Origin of the sequence: Nakamurella sp. (assembly GCF_048594475.1) — a bacterium.
GTDB lineage: Bacteria > Actinomycetota > Actinomycetes > Mycobacteriales > Nakamurellaceae > Nakamurella.
On record NZ_JBMDXT010000016.1, the window covers coordinates 1 to 17,747 of the forward strand.

16 protein-coding genes are annotated in these 17,747 nt (G+C 73.5%); 4 read left to right on the forward strand and 12 right to left on the reverse strand.

From position 1 onward, the window contains the following. Both ACOJUF_RS00790 and ACOJUF_RS00795 read left to right on the forward strand, forming a co-directional pair. A partial coding sequence (locus ACOJUF_RS00790) for a thiamine pyrophosphate-dependent enzyme (RefSeq protein ID WP_420119960.1) occupies positions 1-1,373 on the forward strand: 1,373 nt, incomplete at its 5' end. Then, the gene (locus ACOJUF_RS00795; protein ID WP_420119961.1) at positions 1,370-3,031 is read left to right on the forward strand and encodes an indolepyruvate oxidoreductase subunit beta family protein; all 1,662 of its coding nucleotides are present in this window, start codon (positions 1,370-1,372) and stop codon (positions 3,029-3,031) included. The genes ACOJUF_RS00790 and ACOJUF_RS00795, both read left to right, overlap by 4 nt. A gap of 209 nt (positions 3,032-3,240) precedes the next feature. On the opposite strand, the gene ACOJUF_RS00800 is transcribed toward ACOJUF_RS00795, so the two are convergent. The 5 genes from ACOJUF_RS00800 to ACOJUF_RS00820 all read right to left on the reverse strand — a co-directional run bounded on the left by ACOJUF_RS00800 (position 3,241) and on the right by ACOJUF_RS00820 (position 7,047). Continuing rightward, complete coding sequence (locus ACOJUF_RS00800) at positions 3,241-4,092, reverse strand: biotin-dependent carboxyltransferase family protein (RefSeq protein ID WP_420119973.1); 852 nt, start codon at positions 4,090-4,092, stop codon at positions 3,241-3,243. 32 nt (positions 4,093-4,124) lie between these two features. Next, entirely contained in the window at positions 4,125-4,817 is a 693-nt protein-coding gene (locus ACOJUF_RS00805) for a 5-oxoprolinase subunit B family protein (protein ID WP_420119974.1), read from the reverse strand. Between the two features lie 103 nt (positions 4,818-4,920). Continuing rightward, complete coding sequence (locus ACOJUF_RS00810; RefSeq protein WP_420119962.1) at positions 4,921-5,679, reverse strand: LamB/YcsF family protein; 759 nt, start codon at positions 5,677-5,679, stop codon at positions 4,921-4,923. Positions 5,680-5,973: 294 nt separating this feature from the next. Further along, entirely contained in the window at positions 5,974-6,450 is a 477-nt protein-coding gene (locus ACOJUF_RS00815) for a hypothetical protein (RefSeq protein ID WP_420119963.1), read from the reverse strand. Between the two features lie 84 nt (positions 6,451-6,534). Next, positions 6,535-7,047 carry a hypothetical protein gene (locus tag ACOJUF_RS00820; protein ID WP_420119964.1) on the reverse strand — a complete coding sequence of 171 codons (513 nt, stop codon included), beginning with the start codon at positions 7,045-7,047 and terminating at the stop codon, positions 6,535-6,537. A gap of 79 nt (positions 7,048-7,126) precedes the next feature. Here ACOJUF_RS00820 and ACOJUF_RS00825 point away from each other — a divergent pair, with 79 nt between their 5' ends. Next, positions 7,127-7,855 carry a PIG-L deacetylase family protein gene (locus ACOJUF_RS00825; RefSeq protein WP_420119965.1) on the forward strand — a complete coding sequence of 243 codons (729 nt, stop codon included), beginning with the start codon at positions 7,127-7,129 and terminating at the stop codon, positions 7,853-7,855. A gap of 36 nt (positions 7,856-7,891) precedes the next feature. Here the strand turns inward: ACOJUF_RS00825 and ACOJUF_RS00830 are convergent, their stop codons facing one another. From ACOJUF_RS00830 to ACOJUF_RS00855, 6 genes are all read right to left on the reverse strand, one after another. Then, positions 7,892-8,959, reverse strand: coding sequence for an aminotransferase class V-fold PLP-dependent enzyme (locus ACOJUF_RS00830; protein ID WP_420119966.1), 1,068 nt, complete (start codon positions 8,957-8,959; stop codon positions 7,892-7,894). Between the two features lie 45 nt (positions 8,960-9,004). Further along, positions 9,005-9,529: a nitroreductase family protein gene (locus ACOJUF_RS00835; protein ID WP_420119967.1), complete on the reverse strand. Its 525-nt coding sequence runs from the start codon at positions 9,527-9,529 to the stop codon at positions 9,005-9,007. Continuing rightward, on the reverse strand, positions 9,526-9,840 hold the full coding sequence (locus ACOJUF_RS00840) for a DUF6092 family protein (protein WP_420119968.1): 315 nt from the start codon (positions 9,838-9,840) through the stop codon (positions 9,526-9,528). Before ACOJUF_RS00840 ends, ACOJUF_RS00835 begins: the two co-directional genes overlap by 4 nt. Next, positions 9,837-11,501, reverse strand: a complete 1,665-nt coding sequence (locus ACOJUF_RS00845; protein WP_420119969.1) for an alpha-keto acid decarboxylase family protein — start codon at positions 11,499-11,501, stop codon at positions 9,837-9,839. The genes ACOJUF_RS00840 and ACOJUF_RS00845 overlap by 4 nt, the downstream gene beginning before the upstream one ends. A gap of 15 nt (positions 11,502-11,516) precedes the next feature. After that, a complete protein-coding gene (locus ACOJUF_RS00850; RefSeq protein WP_420119970.1) occupies positions 11,517-13,181 on the reverse strand; it encodes a DNA repair helicase XPB in 1,665 nt (554 codons plus the stop codon). Positions 13,182-13,429: 248 nt separating this feature from the next. After that, positions 13,430-14,239, reverse strand: a complete 810-nt coding sequence (locus ACOJUF_RS00855) for a hypothetical protein (RefSeq protein ID WP_420119971.1) — start codon at positions 14,237-14,239, stop codon at positions 13,430-13,432. Positions 14,240-14,392: 153 nt separating this feature from the next. On the opposite strand from ACOJUF_RS00855, the gene ACOJUF_RS00860 reads away from it, so the two are divergent. Next, positions 14,393-16,063 (forward strand): MFS transporter, encoded by a 1,671-nt coding sequence (locus tag ACOJUF_RS00860; RefSeq protein ID WP_420119972.1) that lies wholly within the window; start codon positions 14,393-14,395, stop codon positions 16,061-16,063. Between the two features lie 238 nt (positions 16,064-16,301). On the opposite strand, the gene gndA is transcribed toward ACOJUF_RS00860, so the two are convergent. Next, positions 16,302-17,741, reverse strand: coding sequence for an NADP-dependent phosphogluconate dehydrogenase (gene gndA / locus ACOJUF_RS00865; protein WP_420119975.1), 1,440 nt, complete (start codon positions 17,739-17,741; stop codon positions 16,302-16,304). Between the last annotated feature and the right edge of the window lie 6 nt (positions 17,742-17,747).

Genomic DNA, 17,747 nt, shown 5'->3' on the forward strand with positions numbered 1-17,747 from the left:
TGCAGGGCGGCGTCTACAACACCCTGAACCGCGCGCTCGAGCTGCTCGGCCAGTCCGACGCGTTCGGCCCCACCCAGGTCCCGATCTACGTCATGAACGTGACCTACCCGGTGGTCGACTCCGAGATCCTCGACTTCTGCGCCGGTAAGCGCGCCGTGCTGCTGGTCGAGGAGGGGCAGCCGGACTACATCGAGCAGAACCTCAACGCGATCCTGCGGCGCGCCGGCTCCCCGGTCGCCCTGCACGGCAAGGACCTGCTGCCGGTGGCCGGTGAGTACACCACCACCGCCGTCACCCGCGGCGTCGACGAATTCCTCGCGAAACACCTGCCGGACCGCGAGCGCACCCGCCCGGCCCTGCTCCGGCCGGCCGACGACCCGGCCAGTCCGTTCGCGACCCGGGTCGACGCGTCGGCGATCAAGGCCCGCCCGCCCGGGCTGTGCACCGGCTGCCCGGAACGGCCGATCTTCAGCGCGCTGAAGCTGGCCGAGAAGGAGACCGGCAAGAAGCACCACGTCAGCGCGGACATCGGCTGCCACCTGTTCGCCATCAACGAGCCGTTCAACCTCGGCGCCACCACCATGGGCTACGGGCTCGGCTCGGCGGGGGCGGCGGCGCTGAACTCCAAGTCGGCCGACCGCCGCACCGTCGCCGTCATGGGCGACGGCGGGTTCTGGCACAACGGGTTGACCAGCGGCGTCGGCAACGCGGTGTTCAACGAGAACGACCAGTTGCTGCTGGTGGTCGACAACGCGTACAGCGCGGCGACCGGCGGTCAGGACGTGCTCTCGTCCAAGGCCGACAACCAGCTGCGCTCCACCCAGCATCCGATCGAGAAGGCCGTCCGCGGCGTGGGTGTCACGTGGGCGAAGACCGTCACCGACACGTACAAGATCGCCGAGCTGCGCGACCTGCTGGTCACCGCGCTGACCACCAAGACCAAGGGCCCCAAGGTCGTCGTCGCGCAGTCCGAGTGCCAGCTCAACAAGCAGCGCCGCGAGAAGCCGTTGCGGCAGAAGGCGATCAAGGAGGGCAAGCGGGTCGTCAAGGAACGGTTCGGCGTCGACGCGGAGACCTGCACCGGTGACCACGCCTGCATCCGGGTGTCCGGTTGCCCGTCGCTGACCATCGCGCCGAACCCCGACCCGATGCGCACCGACCCGGTCGCCACCGTACTCGACTCCTGCGTCGGCTGCGGGGTCTGTGGCGCCAACGCCCACGCGGCGTCGCTGTGCCCGTCGTTCTACCGGACCGACACGGTCATCAACCCGACCGCGGTCGACCGCGCCCGGTCCGTCATCCGCAAGGGCTGGACCAGGGCCCTGTCTTCCGGGGTCGAGTCCCGGGCCGCACAGTACGAGGTGGCGTCATGACCAGCAGCTGGAACAGCGGCCGTCGGCCGATCACCATCGCCATCCTGGCCATGGGCGGCGAGGGCGGCGGGGTGCTGGCCGACTGGATCGTCGCCGTCGGGCAGCAGGCCGGCTGGTACGCGCAGAACACCTCGGTCGCCGGAGTCGCCCAGCGCACCGGGGCGACCGTCTACTACGTGGAGCTGTACCCGCCGTCGGCCGTCCCCGCCGGCGAGAAGGCCCGCAGCCAGCCGGTTCTGAGCCTGTTCCCGACGCCGGGGGAGGTCGACGTCGTGATCGCCTCCGAGTTGATGGAGGCCGGCCGGGCCGTGCAGCGCGGGTTCGCCACCCCGGACCGCACCACGCTGATCGCGTCGACCAACCGGGTCTACTCGATCGACGAGCGGATCACGCTCGGCGACGGCCGGGCCGACAGCGGGGCGTTGCTGGCCGCCGCGGAGGCCGGGGCCAAGCGACTCGTCTCGGCCGACTTCATGGCTCTGGCCACGAAGGCCGGCAGCGTCATCAGCGCCTCGCTGTTCGGGGCACTGTCCGGGTCGGCCGCGCTGCCGTGCCCGCGGAAGGACTTCGAGGCCGCGATCACGGCCTCGGGCAAGGGTGTCGAAGCGTCGCTGCGGGCGTTCGCCGCCGGCTACGAGGCGGCCACCGCGCCGCCGCCCGCCCCGGCCAAGCGCGGCAACGGTCCCGTCGCCCTGACGCTGAAGCCCCGCCGTCCGGTCGACCCGGCCGAAGCGGCCGCGCAGTCCGAGGAGCAGCGGCGACGGGAGATCGCGGCGAAGGACCCGGGCCGTCTGGTCGGCCCCGCCCTACAGGCGCACGCCCGACGGGTGGCCGAACAGTTCCCGGTCGCCGCGCGCGACATGCTGCTGCTCGGCTGCGTCCGCACGGCCGTCTACCAGGACACCGCCTACACGGACCGGTATCTCGACCGGGTCGCGCGGATCGCCGCGCTGGAGCCGGACGCCGTCGGTGAGGCCCGCCTGACCGTCGAGGCGGCCCGGCACGTCGCCCTGTGGATGACGTACCAGGACACCATTCACGTCGCCCACCAGAAGATCCGTCGTCAGCGGATCGCCGGCGTGCGCGACGAGGCCGGGGCGAAGAAGGGCCAGATCGTCGACGTCCGCGAGTACCTGCACCCGCAGGTCGAGGAGATCACCGACACCCTGCCCACCGCGCTCGGGCGTCGGCTGTCCCGGTCTCGCGTTTTCGCGAAGGTCGTCGGCAAACTGACCCGCAACGGCATCACCGTCAACACCACCGGCACCGTCGGGTTCTCGTTGCTGTGGGCGATGTCCCGGTTCCGCCCGCTGCGGCCGCGGTCCTATCGCTTCGCGCGGGAGCAGGAGGCGATCGAGGCCTGGTTGGACCGCGCCGTCCGGGTCGGTCAGGACGATCCGGCGCTGGCCCGCGAGGTCATCGAGTGCCAGCGGGTGCTCAAGGGCTACGGCGCCACCCACGAGCATGGCCGGGAGAGTTTCGGTCTGCTGATGGACGCCGTCGACCGGCTCTCCGCCGGGCCGATCCCGCCGGCGGCCGCCGCCCGGGTGCGGCAGCTGCGCGACGCGGCGCTGGTCGACGAGGACGGCGCCGCCCTGCGGGCGGCCCTGGCGCAGGAGGCCGGCGTTGGCCGCAGCGGGCTGGTCGCGGTCGGCTGACCGCCGGCCCGCGACCGGCCACGCAAACCCGGCGATCGGCGCGAGTCCGGCGATCCGCGCGAACCCGGCGATCCGCGAGTCCCGCGCCCGCGCGCCGACTTGCCCCTTTCGGCCCTCTGAACCGATTCAGAAGGCCAAAGGTGGCAAGTCGCTCGCCGGCCAGCCGCTCTCGCCGGGCCGCCGTCGGCTGATCGACGAGGTCGGGACGATCAGGCCGGGACGAAACGCAGCCGTTGGCCCGGACGCAGCTGCCCGGCCCGGTCGATGTCGTCGTCGACCACGACGGCGACCACCGGGTAGCCGCCGGTCAGCGGATGATCGGCCAGGAACAGCACCGGCTGCCCGCTCGGCGGCACCTGGATGGCCCCGAGAACCAGACCCTCACTGGGCAGCTCGCCCGGCCGGGCCCGGGTCAGGACGGTCCCGTCGCCGTCCGGGCGGTCGAGGCGCAGCCCGACCCGATTGCTCTGCGGCGACACCTGCCACGACCCGGTGGTCAGCGCGGCCGGATCGGTGAACCAGTCGTCGCGGGGCCCGAACAGCACCCGCAGCACCGAGGTCGCCTCGCCCGGTGGCGCGGCCGCCGGCACCGGGCCGGTGCCCCGGCTCGTTCCCACCGCGAGCCGGTCGCCCGCGGCCAGGGGGGCCGGACCCAGCCCGGCGAGGGTGTCCGTGCTGGCCGAGCCGAGGGTGAGCGGGACGTCGACACCCCCGGCCACGGCCAGGTAACTGCGCAGCCCGGTGCGGGGTACCCGCAGGCGCAACGACCGGCCGGCCGCCAGGACCAGCGGGGTGTCGTGGGCGACCGGGTCCCCGTCCACGTCGGCGGGGGCGGGGGCGCCGGTGATCACCGCCGTCACCTCGTGCTCGACCCGGATCACCAGGCCGCCCAGGGTGACCTCGATCGCGGTGGCCCCGGCGGCGTTGCCGACCAGCTGGTTGGCCCGGGCGTGCGCGGCCCGGTCGGCCGGACCCGACCGCCCGACGCCGTCGGCGGCGTGCCCGAACCGGCCGGCGTCCTGGAGCAGGGCCAGCGGCCCCGGCCGCACGACCGTGAGCATCGCATCCGGCCCCGTCGCCGTCGGGCGGGTGCTCACGGGCGGGCTCCGGCGACCCGGAAGCGGACCCGGCGGCCGGGCCGGATCGCGGCGGGCGGTTCCGCCGTCTCGTCCCACAGCCGTGCGGTGGTGTGCCCGATCAGCTGCCAGCCGCCGGGGGATTCGCGGGGGTAGACCGCGGAGTACTCGCCGGCCAGCGCGACCGACCCGGCGGGCACCCGGGGCCGGGACTGCGGGTGCCGGGCCACCCGCAGCCGCGGGTCGCCGCCGATCAGGTAGGCGAAGCCCGGGGCGAAGCCGACGAAGGCGGCCTGCCAGGGGGTTCCGGTGTGCGTCGCGATCACCTCGGCCACGGTCAGTCCGGTACTCGCGGCGACCTCGGCCAGGTCGGGCCCGTCGTACACCACCGCGATCTCCAGGTCGTCCGGCGCGGTCACGCCGGAGCCCGCGGGCGGGCCGCCGGTTGTCGCGCCGCCGGTTGTCGCGTCATCGGCCCTTGCGCTGCCGGTTGTCGCGCTGCCGGTCACGGCGAGCACGCGCCGCCCCAGCGCGGTCAGGTCGGTGCCGCGGGCGACCCGGATCAGCACGGTGGCGGCGGCCAGGACCAGGTCATCGACCTCGTGCAGGTCCGCGGCCGCCAGGGCGGCGGCGACCGCGAGGGTGCCGGCCGGGTCGCCGGTCTCGAGCAACAACGCCCGGTCGCCGGCCCGGCGCAACCGCGGCGTCATCGCCACCCCCGGGATCGACGGGCCGGTTCCGGTCCTCCCGTGGCCCGGTGGACGACCGGAACTGGCCCCTCGAACCGCCCGGTGCACCCCGCCCGGCCCGCGTTCACGCGAAGGCTCCGACGGTGACCCCGGCCGCCTCCAGCGCGGCCCGAACCCGGCGGGCCAGCTCGACCGCCCCGGGGCCATCGCCGTGCACGCAGATGCTGTCGGCGGCGACGGCGACGTCGGTGCCGTCCACGGCGGCGATGACCCGGTCGGTGACCAGCCGCACCATCCGCTCCGCCACCAGGTCCGGGTCGTGCAGGGTGGCGCCCGGCTCGCGACGGGACACCAGGGTGCCCTGCGGGGTGTAGGCGCGGTCGGCGAACGCCTCCCGCACCGTCCGCAGCCCGGCCGCCGCGGCCAGCTCCAGGACGGCCGACCCGGGCAGCCCGACCACGGCCAGGCCCGGGTCGACCACCCGCACCGCCTCGACCACCGCGGCGGCCTGGTCCCGGTGATGCACGATCGCGTTGTACAGGGCGCCGTGCGGCTTGACGTAGCGGACCGTGGTGCCGGCCGCCGCGGCCAGGGCCTGCAACGCACCGATCTGATAGACCACGTCGGCGACCAGGTCGGCCGGCTCGACGTCGATGAACCGCCGGCCGAACCCGGCCAGGTCGCGGTAGCCGACCTGCGCCCCGACCGTCACCCCGTGCCGCGCGGCGGCGCCGCAGGTGTCACGTAGGGTCCGCGGATCTCCCGCGTGGAAGCCGCAGGCCACGTTCGCGCTGGTGATCAACGGCATCAGCGCGGCGTCGTCACCGAGCGTCCAGCGCCCGAACGACTCGCCGACGTCGCTGTTGAGGTCGATCACGGGCACGGCCCCTCCCTCCGAGGATGCCGGGCCATCCTACGGACGCCCCACCTCCCTCGGCCGCCCTGACCCGCGCGGATCAACGACGCCGGCGCGGATCAACTCACGCGAAATGGTGCGCGTGGGGCAGGAGTCGCCGATTTCGTCCGCGCAGGGATCCACACGGCAGGTGTGGACAGTCGCGCGGATCAACTGGCCCGAAATGGTGCGCGTGGGACAGGAGTCGATGAGTTCGGCCGCGCCGCGGTCGTTGATCCGCGCGGGGAAGGCGCGCCGGGTGGAGGGCCGGCCGGGGGTGGGTCAGCGGTCCGCGGCGGCGGGGGAGGGGGTGCGGTCGCGGGCGGCGAGGGCGGCCATGGCGGCGGCCACCACGACGAAGGCGACCAGGCAGAGGGTGGCCTGGCTGATGACGCCGAACAGGTTGAAGAATTTGGTCGTGCACACGTAGGAGGTGCCGCACTGCTGGATCCCGAGCGGGATGACGTTCCAGTGCACCAGTTGCTGGAACAGCGCCACCGGCAGCCCGATCACCAGGAACGGCACCGTGTACCGCCAGGCGCCGGTGTCCCGGGTGACGATCCCGCTACCGATGACGAGGAACAGCGCCAGCATCAGCATGCGGTTGAGCCAGCACAGCGACGACGCCTGGTACCCGGCGATCTCGAAGAAGTAGACACTCGCCCCGAACGCGGCCAGGGCCATCCCGGCCCCGACCCACATCGAAGCCGGCACGGCGGCTTTCGTCGGAACGGCGGACGGGTGCAGGGTTGCGCTCACGGTTCCCGACGCTACGGCCGGGCGCGGCTCGCCGACAGCCCGGAACGAACCGTGTGGAAGGGCCTTTCGACTCTGGTCGGACGGTCAGACCAGCCACTCGTTCAGCAGCGCGACGGCCAGCGCGGCATCCCCGAAGTTGCTCTGCGCGGACGTGATGGTGACCGACGCCGACTTGTTGCCCGGCAGCGAGATGATCTTGGCCGAGTAGAACCCGTCCTGATCGATCACCTCCTTCCAGCCGACGCCGTCGATACCTCGGGAATCGAACAGCGAGCCACCGGTCTGGTCCACGTTGTTCCCGGTCGCCATCGCGAACCGCAGGAAGGCCTGCCCGTCCGGCACCCGGCCGTCGCCCGGGACCGGCCCGACCAGGGTGCAACTCGACGAGTCCGGGGGGTCGTCGGATTGCGTGAGCGGGACGCCGGCGACGGCCGACAACCGATCGATCCGCAGTTCCTTGCACAAGGTGTCGGCGACACCGACGACGTCGGTGTCGCTGCGAGGGCTGGTCAGGAAGGAGAAGGCGGCGCCGCCGGCGAGCACGACGCCGGCGCCCACCACCCACGGCCAGCGGCGACGGCGGCCGGCTGCGGGCATGCGGACTCCTCGGTGATCGGCGTCGGGTCGCCCGATTGTCGCAGGTGCCGGCCGCGGTCGGATAGGGGAAACTGCCCGGATGGCCGATTCACTTCCCGATCTCGACCCGTTTCCCGACGACTGGCAGACCGCCCTGTGCATCGCCGCCCACCCCGACGACCTGGAGTACGGCACCGCCGGCGCGGTCGCGGCCTGGACCCGGGCCGGCAAGACGGTCACCTACCTGCTCGTGACCTCCGGCGAGGCCGGCATCGACGGTCTGGACCCGGCCGAGTGCGGGCCGGTGCGCGAGGCGGAGGAGCTGGCCGGCGCGGCCGAGGTCGGCGTCGACACCGTCGAGTTCCTCGGCCATCCCGACGGGGTGGTCGAGTACGGGCTGTCGCTGCGGCGGGATCTCGCCCGGGCCATCCGGCGACGGCGACCGGATGTGGTCGTCGCATCCAACCCCGACCCTCGGCCGGCCTGGGGCGGCATCGACTACGCCGACCACCGCGCGGTCGGTCTGGCCGCGGTCGACGCGACCCGGGACGCCGGCAACCGCTGGGTCTTCCGGGATCTGGCCGCCGAGGGACTCGACCCCTGGAAGGTGCGCTACACCGCGCTGGCCGCCTCGCCCCGGGCGACCCATGCGGTCGACGTCACCGACACCATCGAGGCGAGCGTGGCCTCGCTGAACGCGCACCGCCGCTACCTGGAGGGACTGGGCGAGCACGCGCCGGACGTCGACGGCATGCTCCGCGGCTTCGCGACGATGCACGCGCCGCGGTTCGGCGGCCGGCTCGCGGTGGCGTTCGAGCTGCTGTCCTGACCCGATCGGCCTCGGCCGGCCAACCGGCCACCGCGGTCAGCCGCGCAGGGCCCGCACCGCCAGCTCGACGTCGGCGGGGGTCGAGTAGAGGTGGAACGCGACCCGCACCCGGCCGGCCCGCATGCCGAAGCGCACCCCGGCCGCGTGCAGCCGGGCGACGGCGGCCTCGTCCGCGGGCACGCTGACGATCGCCGAGTTCGACGGCGGCTGATCCAGCGCGGTCAGGAACGAATTGGCCAGACCGACGTTGTGGGCGCCGATCTCGGCCACTCCGACCTCGGTCAGCAACCGCAGCGCGGGTGCGGTGCCGACCCAGCAGTGCCAGGCCGGGGAGATGTCGAAGCGGCGGGCGTCGCCGGCCAGCCGCAGCGGCAGGCCGTAGTACGAGTCGTGCACCGACTCGCCGGCGAACCAGTTGGCGGCCAGCGGGATCAGCCGCGACGCGACGCCCGGATGGCGGCCGGACAGGTCGGGGTGCAGAACCAGGAAGCCGGTGCCGCGTGGGCTGCACAGCCACTTGTACGCGGTGCCGACCAGCACGTCGACGGCATTCGCGTCGACGGGCAGCCAGCCGGCGGCCTGGGTCACGTCCACGACCGTCAGCGCGCCCACCGCCCGGGCGGCGGCGGAAATGGCGGCGTCGCCGGCCACCTCGCCGGTCGCGGACTGCACGGCCGACCACGCGACGACGTCCACGCCGGCGGTGATCGCCTCGACGAAGCCGTCCACCGGGGCCGTGCGGACGGTGACGCCGCGCCCGGCGTGGACCGCCCACGGGAACACATTGGAGGTGAACTCGACGTCCGGCACCAGGACGGTGGCCCCGTCCGGCACGGCCGCGCCGACCGGCGCCAGCAGCTGGGACACCGACGCCCCGGTGGCCACCGCCGCCGGCTCGACCCCGACGAGACCGGCGAACAGCGCGCGGGACTCGTCGACGGCGTCCGCCCAGCTCTCCCAGCTGGTCCGGCCACCGCGCCAGTCGGCCAGGGCCCGCTGCAGGGCCTCCCACGCCGGGCGGGGCGGCAGCCCGTACGAGGAGGTGTTGAGGTAGCCCGGTTCCGCGTCCCAGAAATCGGCCGCGGCCGCCACCGTCGTCGTCATGGCCTCAGCCTACGAACCCCCCGGGACGGACGTCGGAACGAGGTCTCAGGGGACGAACGTCGTCAGATCACGCCAGCTCAGCCGCCGTCCGCGCCGGATCGGGGCCGGTCCCCCGGTGGCCGGGTAGCCCAGACACACGATCATGTCGGGCCGCAACCCGTCCGGCAGGTGCAGCGCCGCCGCCACCGCCGCCTTGCTGAACGAGGTCACCGGACCGGCGCCGACGCCGATCGCGTGCGCAGCCAGCATCAGCGTGGCGGCCGCCGTCCCGACGTCGATCCAGGGGCCGGGCACGTCCGGCCGGAACCCGAAGTCCGCGGCCAACGCCCGGTCGGTGCAGATGACGATGGCGGCGGTCGGCCGGGCGATCATGCCCGGGGAGACCATCCGCAGCACGTGCAGGGTGCCTGGGTGGTCGGTGGCGACGAACCGTTGCAGGTGCCGGTTCCCGGCACTGGGGGCCCACCGCCCGGCATCCAGGATCGTCTCCAGGTCGGCTCTGGACACCGGCCGGTCGCTCATCGCGCGGACCACCCGCCGGCTGCGGATCGCGGCCAGGACGGGGTTCACGACGCGAACCGGTCGGTCAGCAGCACCGCCAGCAGCCGGCAGACCTCGTCGAGCCGGGCGACGTACTCCTCCCGGCCCGCCTTCGGGACGGCCAGTTCGGGCAGCGCCTCCAGCGGGCCGGCGACGAACGCGGCGGTCGCGTCGGACGAGCGGGCCGCGATGGCCTCGCCCAGGCGCCGGGCGGCCGTCAGCAGGCGCAGCGGCCCGTACTCCGCGGCCTCGTCGACCTGCGTGCGGGCGCTGGTGACCAGGTAGGCGAGCAGCTCGAGGGCCTCGTCCTCGGTGAGCACCCCGCTCCTCTCCACGGTCATCTCGCGACCCCGCCGAGCACGCGGGTCAGGGTGGCCAGCAGGTCGGGCACGTCGTCGCGGGGGACCACCGCCTGGATCAGGGTGAAGCCGGGCGGCCCGGCCAGCGCGGCGCGCAGCTCGCCGGCCGTGCTTACCCGGGCCACGGTCGCGCCGGTCGCGCCGAACGCCGCCGGCAGCGCGGTCCAGTCCCACCGGGCGATGTCGTTGTAGGGCTCGTCCGGACCGTGGATGGCCCGTTCGATCGTGTACCCGTCGTTGTCGACGACCAGCACGATCACCGGCAGGCCCAGGCGCAGCACGGTGGACAGTTCGGTCCCCGTCATCTGGGCGGCCCCGTCACCGACGAGCAGCACGCCACGGCGGCCCGGGGCCGCGGTGCAGGCGCCGAGCAGCGCGGGCAGCGTGTAGCCGATGGACGCCCACAGCGGTTGCCCGACGAAGGTGACCCCGGCCGGGATCGGGTGCGGCGCCATCCCGTAGAACGACGTGCCCTGCTCGGCCAGCACGATGTCGCCGGCGCGCAGCGAATCGGCCACCTCCTGCCACAGCCCGGCCTGGCTCAGCGGTTCGCCGTCCGCCGCCGGCGGGCCCGGGTCGACCGCCGGGGCCGCGGGCAGCGCGACCGCGGGCCGGGAAGCGACCAGCGGGGCGAGCGCGGCCAGCGCATCGGCCAGCTCGACCGGGGCGAAGACGGCCGGCCCGACGGCGGCCGCGCGGGCGCCGAGGTCGATCGTCCGGGACCGGGTGATCCGCTGGGTGAACAGGCCGGAGTTCAGATCGGTGAACTGGACGCCGGCCAGGATCAGCGCGGCGGCGTCCTCGACCGCCCGACGGGTCGCTTCGCCGCTGCCGGCCGCCCCCGAATAGGTGCCGGCAAAGCCCGGTGCCGACTCGTCGACCAGGCTCTTGGCCCACGGGGTGACCGCGTGCGGCACCCCGGCGGCGAGCACCTCGGCCAGCGCGCCGGCGGCGCCGAAGCGGTGCACCAGCAGGCCGGCGAGCACGCCGATCCCGCCCCGGTCGGGGGCCTGGTCGAGCAGCCGGGGGGCGGGGTCGGCGACGCCGGCCAGTGCCTCCGGGTCGGTGCCGTCGGTCGGCGGTGGCAGCGGCACGCTCGCCCGGTCGACCGGCGCCTGGGCGACGTCCGCCGGCACCAGCAGGTAGCCGGGCAGGCGCTCGTCGCGGACCCGCGCGAGCACCCGGTCGATCTCGACGAGCGCGTTCTGCTCGGTCAACGCGGCCCGCGCACAGGTGATGTCGGCGTGCATCGCGGCGAAGTGGCCGAACTCGCCGTCGCCCAGGGTGTGGTGCAGCGGCCGGTGCTGGGTCTGCTTGGCCAGCGCGGGCGAGCCGACGACATGCACGACCGGCACGTGCTCGGCGTAGCTGCCGGCGATCGCGTTGATCGCGCTCAGCTCGCCGACGCCGAAGGTGGTGCACAGCGCGCCGATCCCGCGCAGCCGGGCGTACCCGTCGGCCGCGTAGCCGGCGTTGAGTTCGTTGGTGGTGCCGGTCCAGGTCACCGACGGGTGGTGCGCGATGTGGTCGAGCAGGCCGAGGCTGTAGTCGCCGGGCACGCCGAAGACCCGGTCGACCCCGAGCTCGGCCAGCCGGTCGACCAGGTGGTCGGCGACGGTGTAGGAGTCCACGGCGCCAGTCAAACAGACCGGGCCGGTCTACTCGTCGCTGCTGGGCACGGCCGGGCCGAGCAGGTCGTCGGCGTCGACGATCCGGTAGGCGTAACCCTGTTCGGCCAGGAAGCGCTGCCGGTGCGCGGCGTACTCGGTGTCCAGGGTGTCCCGGGAGACGATCGAGTAGAAGTGGGCCTGCCGCCCGTCACCCTTGGGTCGCAGCAGGCGGCCCAGCCGCTGCGCCTCCTCCTGGCGGCTGCCGAACGTGCCGGAGACCTGGATGGCGACGGTCGCGTCGGGCAGGTCGATCGAGAAGTTGGCGACCTTGGACACCACCAGGGTCTTGAGCTCGCCGGCCCGGAACGCGTCGAACAGCCGCTCCCGCTCGGCGTTGCGGGTGGAGCCCTGGATGACCGGCGCCTGCAGTTCCTCGCCCAGCTCCTCCAGCTGGTCCAGGTAGGCGCCGATGACCAGCGTCGGTTCGCCCGGGTGCCGGTCCAGCACGCTGCGCACCACCGGGAGCTTGGTCCGGGCGGTGGAGGCGATCTTGTACCGCTCCTCGGGTTCGGCCGTGGCGTAGACCAGCCGCTCGTGATCGGTCAGCGTGACCCGCACCTCGGTGCACTCGGCCGGGGCGATCCAGCCCTGCGACTCGATGTCCTTCCAGGGGGCGTCGTACCGCTTCGGTCCGATCAGGGAGAACACGTCGCCCTCCCGCCCGTCCTCGCGGACCAGGGTGGCGGTCAACCCGAGGCGGCGGCGCGATTGCAGGTCGGCGGTCATCCGGAACACCGGCGCCGGCAGCAGGTGCACCTCGTCGTAGATGACCAGGCCCCAGTCGCGGGAGTCGAACAGGTCCAGGTGGCGGTACTGGCCGCCGGACTTGCGGGTCATCACCTGGTACGTCGCGATGGTGACCGGGCGGATCTCCTTGCGCTCGCCGGAGTACTCGCCGATCTCCTCCTCGGTCAGGCTCGTCCGGTGCAGCAATTCCCGCTTCCATTGCCGGCCGGAGACGGTGTTGGTGACCAGGATCAGCGTGGTCGCCTGGGCCTTGGCCATCGCCGCCGCGCCGACCAGCGTCTTGCCGGCCCCGCAGGGCAGCACGACGACACCGGATCCGCCGTCCCAGAACCCGTCGACGGCGGCGGCCGGGTAGGAGCGCAGCTGCCAGTCACCGGTGTCCAGGGCGATCGGGTGGGCCTCGCCGTCGACGTAGCCGGCCTCGGCCTCGGCCGGCCAGCCGACCTTGAGCAGCTGCTGCTTGAGGTGCCCGCGCTGCGACGGGTGGACGACCACGGTGTCCTGGTCGATACGGGCGCCGAGCATCGGCGAGATCTTCTTGTGCCGCAGGATCTCCTCCAGCACCGCCCGGTCCCGCGCGGTGAGGATCAGCCCGTGCGCCGGGTGCGACTGCAGCACCAGCCGGCCGTACCGGCTCATCGTGTCCACGACGTCGACCAGCAGCGCCTGCGGCACCGGGAACCGGGACCAGCGGACCAGCGCGTCCACGACCTGCTCGGCGTCGTGCCCGGCGGCCCGCGCGTTCCACAGGGCCAGCGGGGTGATCCGGTAGGTGTGCACGTGTTCGGGGGAGCGTTCCAGCTCGGCGAACGGGGCGATGTTGGCCCGCGCGGCCGGAGCGTCCGGGTGGGACACCTCCAGCAGCAGCGTCTTGTCGGACTGGACGATCAGCGGTCCGTCGGTCACGGGCGATTCCTTCACACGACTGGGTTCGGCTCGCCCGGCCGTGGTGGCCGGCCGGACGAGGCACAACCCATCAAGTGTGCCCGAACCGCCGGCCGGCCCCCCGGGCCGCGGCCCGTTCCGCGCGGATCAACAACCCGGGCGCGGCCGAACTCGTTTACTCGGGTCCCACCCGTCACATCCGGTGTCAGTTGATCCGCGCAGGCGCAGTTGATCCGCGCGGGTCCCGGTGCGGGTATCGGCCTCCGCGATCACCCGATCAGGTCGAGCACCCGCTTGGTCTTGGCGATCCGGGTGAGCAGCCCACCGGCCACGCCCGACACCGCGGCCCAGCCGGTCGTCCGGACCGCCGTGCGGGGGGTGTTCGCGGCCAGTGTGGACAGCCCCCATGACGTGGTCGAGGCCACCGCGGCGGCGCCCCGCCGGCTGGCCGCCACGGCCGCGGTCACGCCGGCGGCGGCCCCGCCGACCAGGCCCAGCGACACCAGCCGGCCCCGCCGGCTGTCCGGGTCGATCTGCAGCGCGCTGAGCAGCACGTCGGCGGTGTTGATCGACGCGGCCAGGCTGGTCCAGCCCAGCAGCATCCCGTTGCTGCCCGTCGCGAGCCGGGCCTGGGCGGTCGGCTCCACCCGCTGGAGCGCGACGTGCGCGGCCCCGGCGGCGGCGACGATCCCCCACAGGATCGGCGGCGTCGCCCGGTAGCGGCCCGACTGGGCCACCCACTCCCAGAGCGCGTTGCCGGCCGCGGCCGTCGCCAGCCACCAGCCGGCCTGCCGGGACGCCGGTGCGGTCCGCTGCGTCGGCAGTGCCTGCACGACGGCGGTGGCGGCGGACCCGGTGAAGATCGGGCCCCACACCCCGAAGGCCCAGTCCGGCGGGGTCACGATGCTCGGAGTGTCCTTCGAGACCTCACCGACCGGACGCTGTCCGAGCAGCGGCCCGATCACCGGGACCACCACCTGCGCGGCTGTCGCGGCGAGCAGGGCGCCGGTGCGGAACCGGTCGCCGCCGGTGGCCGGCCGGCGGATCGGTACCACGGTGGAGCCGTTCAGTGAGCTCACGTCTTCTCCTTCGTCCCGGGACTGTCGGACCAGTGTGCTTTCTTGATCCGGAGGACTACCGCGGCCGGTGCCCGAACCGATGATTTCTCGGCGGATCGGCCGTCAAACACACGACATGGCCGGCGGCCACGGGAACGGCGAAGGGGACAGGCGATGAGCGCAACGGACGCGGCGGTGGACGCACCCGTCCGGCGGGCCACCACCGGTGACTGGGTCGGCCTGTCCGTGCTGGCCCTGGCCTGCCTGATGTACGTCATGGACCTGACCGTCCTGCACCTGGCGTTGCCCCAGATCAGTGAGCAGCTGGCGCCGTCCAGCGCCCAGCTGCTCTGGATCATCGACGTCTACGGGTTCATGGTCGCCGGGGCGCTGGTCACCATGGGTACCCTGGGCGACCGGATCGGACGCCGGCGACTGCTCATGATCGGGGCCGTCGGCTTCGGGCTCACCTCGATCTTGGCGGCGTTCGCCACCACGCCGGAGATGCTGATCCTGTCCCGCGCCCTGCTCGGCCTGGCCGGTGCGACGCTGGCGCCGTCCACCCTGTCCCTGATCTTCCACATGTTCGCCGACCCGCGGCAGCGGTCGGTCGCCATCGGCATCTGGATCGGGGCGTTCTCGGCCGGCAGCGCGATCGGGCCGGTGCTCGGCGGGCTGGTGCTCGAGCACTTCTGGTGGGGCGCGGTGTTCCTGCTCGCCCTCCCGGTCATGGTGGCACTGCTGATCCTCGGTCCGATCGTGCTGCCGGAATACAAGGATCCGAACGCCGGCCGGCTCGACCTGCTCTCCGTCGGGCTGTCGGTCGTCGCGGTGCTGGCGGTCATCTTCGGGCTCAAGGAGATCGCGCAGGACGGCGTCGCCTGGCTGCCGGTCGTGCTGATCGCGGCCGGCCTGCTGATCGGCTGGCGCTGGGTGCGCCGGCAGAAGCGCCTGGCCGACCCGATGATCGACGTCGGGTTGTTCCGGATCGGCTCGTTCCGCACGGCGCTGGCCGTCAACTTCCTGGCCGTGTTCATCTCGGTGGGCTACTTCCTGTTCCTGGCCCAGTACCTGCAGCTGATCCTCGGGCTGTCCCCGCTGCAGTCGGGGTTGTGGTCGCTGCCGTCGGCCGCCGGCTTCATCGTCGGTTCGCAGCTCGGCCCGCGGATCGTGCGGCGGGTGCAGCCCGCGCTGGTCATCGCGGTGGGGCTGGGCCTGACGGCGGTGGGTCTGGGTCTGCTCACCCAGATCGGCGTGACCGGCGGCCTGTGGGTGATCGTCACCTCGTCGGTCGTCATCTCGCTCGGGCTCGGGCCGGTGTTCGGGCTCACCACGGAGCTGATCGTCGGCACCGCCCCGCCGGAGAAGGCGGGTGCCGCGTCCGGCATCTCGGAGACGGCGGCCGAACTGGGCGGTGCGCTGGGCATCGCGATCCTGGGCAGCGTGGGGGTGGCGATCTACCGGTCGCAGCTGGCGGCCGGCCTGCCCGCCGGGCTGCCGTCCCAGGCGGCCGACGCGGCCAAGGACACCCTGGGCGGCGCGGTGGTGGTCTCGTCCACGCTCCCGCCGGCGGAGGGCGCAGCGGTGTTCGACGCCGCCGCGAACGCGTTCGTGACCGGCCTGCGGGTGGTCAGTGCGGTGGCCACGGTGATCGCGGTGATCATCGCGGTCGTCTCCTGGTTCGCGCTGCGCCGGCCGCGGCCGACGGTGGCGGTCCCGGCCGCCGATGGCGTGGTCGTACCGGGTACCCCCGACGGCGCCCCCGGTGCCGGTGCCGGTGCCGGTGCCGACCCGGATCCGGCGGTGGCCGGGCCGGACGGGCGGCTGTGCGGCGCCGACTGCTGAGAACGAGCGGCCGTTGCGGCCGGGCGGGCATCGCCGGCCCGTCAGCCCGGGCGTTGCCGCGGGAACGCCGACGGAGCCACCGGGCTGATCAACTCGGCAGATCGTGTCCGAGATGGCGGGTGCGGTGCCGAATTGATCAGCCCCGGGTCGGGCGCAGTCCGGCGGGTCCGGTGCGGCGGGACGTTCCCGCGGGAACGTCCGGCGGAACGGTGCCGCGGGAACGTTCCGTCGCGGGCGGTCAGTCGGTGCGGGTTTCGGTGCGGTCGCCGGACCAGAGGGTGTGGTAGGTGCCGGGTCGGTCGGTGCGGTGGTAGGTGTGGGCGCCGAAGTAGTCGCGTTGGCCTTGGATAAGGGCGGCGGGCAGTCGTTCGGAGCGCAGGCCGTCGTAGTAGGACAGGGCGGCGGCGAAGCCGGGGGTGGGGATGCCGGCGGTCGCGGCGCCGGCGACGACCCGCCGCCAGGCGTCCTGGGCGTGGGTGATCGCGTCGGTGAAGTACGGGGCGAGCAGCAGCGAGGCCGGCAGTTCGGACACGGCGGTGTTGTCGTAGGCCTCGGTGATGCGGTTGAGGAATTTGGCGCGGATGATGCAGCCGCCCCGCCAGATCCGGGCGACCGCGCCGACGTTGATGTCCCAGCCGTACTCGGCGGCGCCGGCGAAGATCTCGTCCAGGCCCTGGGCGTAGGCGACGATCTTGGACGCGTACAGCGCGATCCGTACGTCCTCGACGAACGTGTCCACGTCGGTGATGGCCCAGGTGCCGTCCGGGCCGGGCAGTTTGCCGTGCGCGGCGGCGCGTTGCGCGGTGGCCGAGGACAGGCCGCGGGCGAACACGGCCTCGGCGATGCCGGAGACCGGCACGCCCAGGTCCAGCGCGGTCTGCACGGTCCAGGTGCCGGTGCCTTTCATGCCGGCCGCGTCGACGACGACGTCGATGAACGGGGCGCCGGTGGCCGCGTCGACCTGGGCCAGGACCTGGGCGGTGATCTCGATCAGGAACGAGTCCAGGTCGCCGTTGTTCCAGTCGCCGAAGATCTGCCCGATCCGGGCGGGTGAGAGACCGGCGCCGCGGCGCAGCAGGTCGTAGGCCTCGGCGATCAACTGCATGTCGGCGTACTCGATGCCGTTGTGGACCATCTTGACGAAATGGCCGGCGCCGTCGGTGCCGATGTGGGTGCAGCACGGGGCGCCGTCGACGTGCGCGCTGATCTTTTCCAGGATCGGGCCCAGCGACTGGTAGGACTTGGCCGACCCGCCGGGCATGATCGAGGGCCCGTTCAGGGCGCCTTCCTCGCCGCCGGAGACCCCGCAGCCGACGAAATGGATCCCCCGTTCGGCCAGCGCGGCCTGCCGGCGGCGGGTGTCGGCGAACTTGGCGTTGCCGCCGTCGATGATGATGTCGTCGGGCTCGACCAGATCGGCGAGCTCGTCGATGACCGCGTCGGTCGGGTCGCCGGCCTTGACCATGATCAGGATCTTGCGGGGCTTGGCCAGCGACGCGACGAAATCGGCCGCCGACTCCGACGGCACGAACACCCCATCACCCCCATGCTCGTCGATCAACGCCTGCGTCTTGGCGTACGACCGGTTGTGCACCGCCGTGACGAACCCGTTCCGGGCGAAGTTCCGCGCCAGATTCGATCCCATCACCGCCAAACCCGTCACACCGATGTCGGCCAGCGGGGT

Coding starts and splice junctions, on each gene's coding strand:
- ACOJUF_RS00795 (WP_420119961.1), top strand. CDS start 1,370: ATGACCAGCAGCTGGAACAGCGGCCGTCGGCCGATCACCATCGCCATC.
- ACOJUF_RS00825 (WP_420119965.1), top strand. CDS start 7,127: ATGGCCGATTCACTTCCCGATCTCGACCCGTTTCCCGACGACTGGCAG.
- ACOJUF_RS00840 (WP_420119968.1), bottom strand. CDS start 9,840: ATGACCGTGGAGAGGAGCGGGGTGCTCACCGAGGACGAGGCCCTCGAG.
- ACOJUF_RS00830 (WP_420119966.1), bottom strand. CDS start 8,959: ATGACGACGACGGTGGCGGCCGCGGCCGATTTCTGGGACGCGGAACCG.
- ACOJUF_RS00820 (WP_420119964.1), bottom strand. CDS start 7,047: ATGCCCGCAGCCGGCCGCCGTCGCCGCTGGCCGTGGGTGGTGGGCGCC.
- ACOJUF_RS00860 (WP_420119972.1), top strand. CDS start 14,393: ATGAGCGCAACGGACGCGGCGGTGGACGCACCCGTCCGGCGGGCCACC.
- ACOJUF_RS00800 (WP_420119973.1), bottom strand. CDS start 4,092: ATGCTCACGGTCGTGCGGCCGGGGCCGCTGGCCCTGCTCCAGGACGCC.
- ACOJUF_RS00805 (WP_420119974.1), bottom strand. CDS start 4,817: ATGACGCCGCGGTTGCGCCGGGCCGGCGACCGGGCGTTGTTGCTCGAG.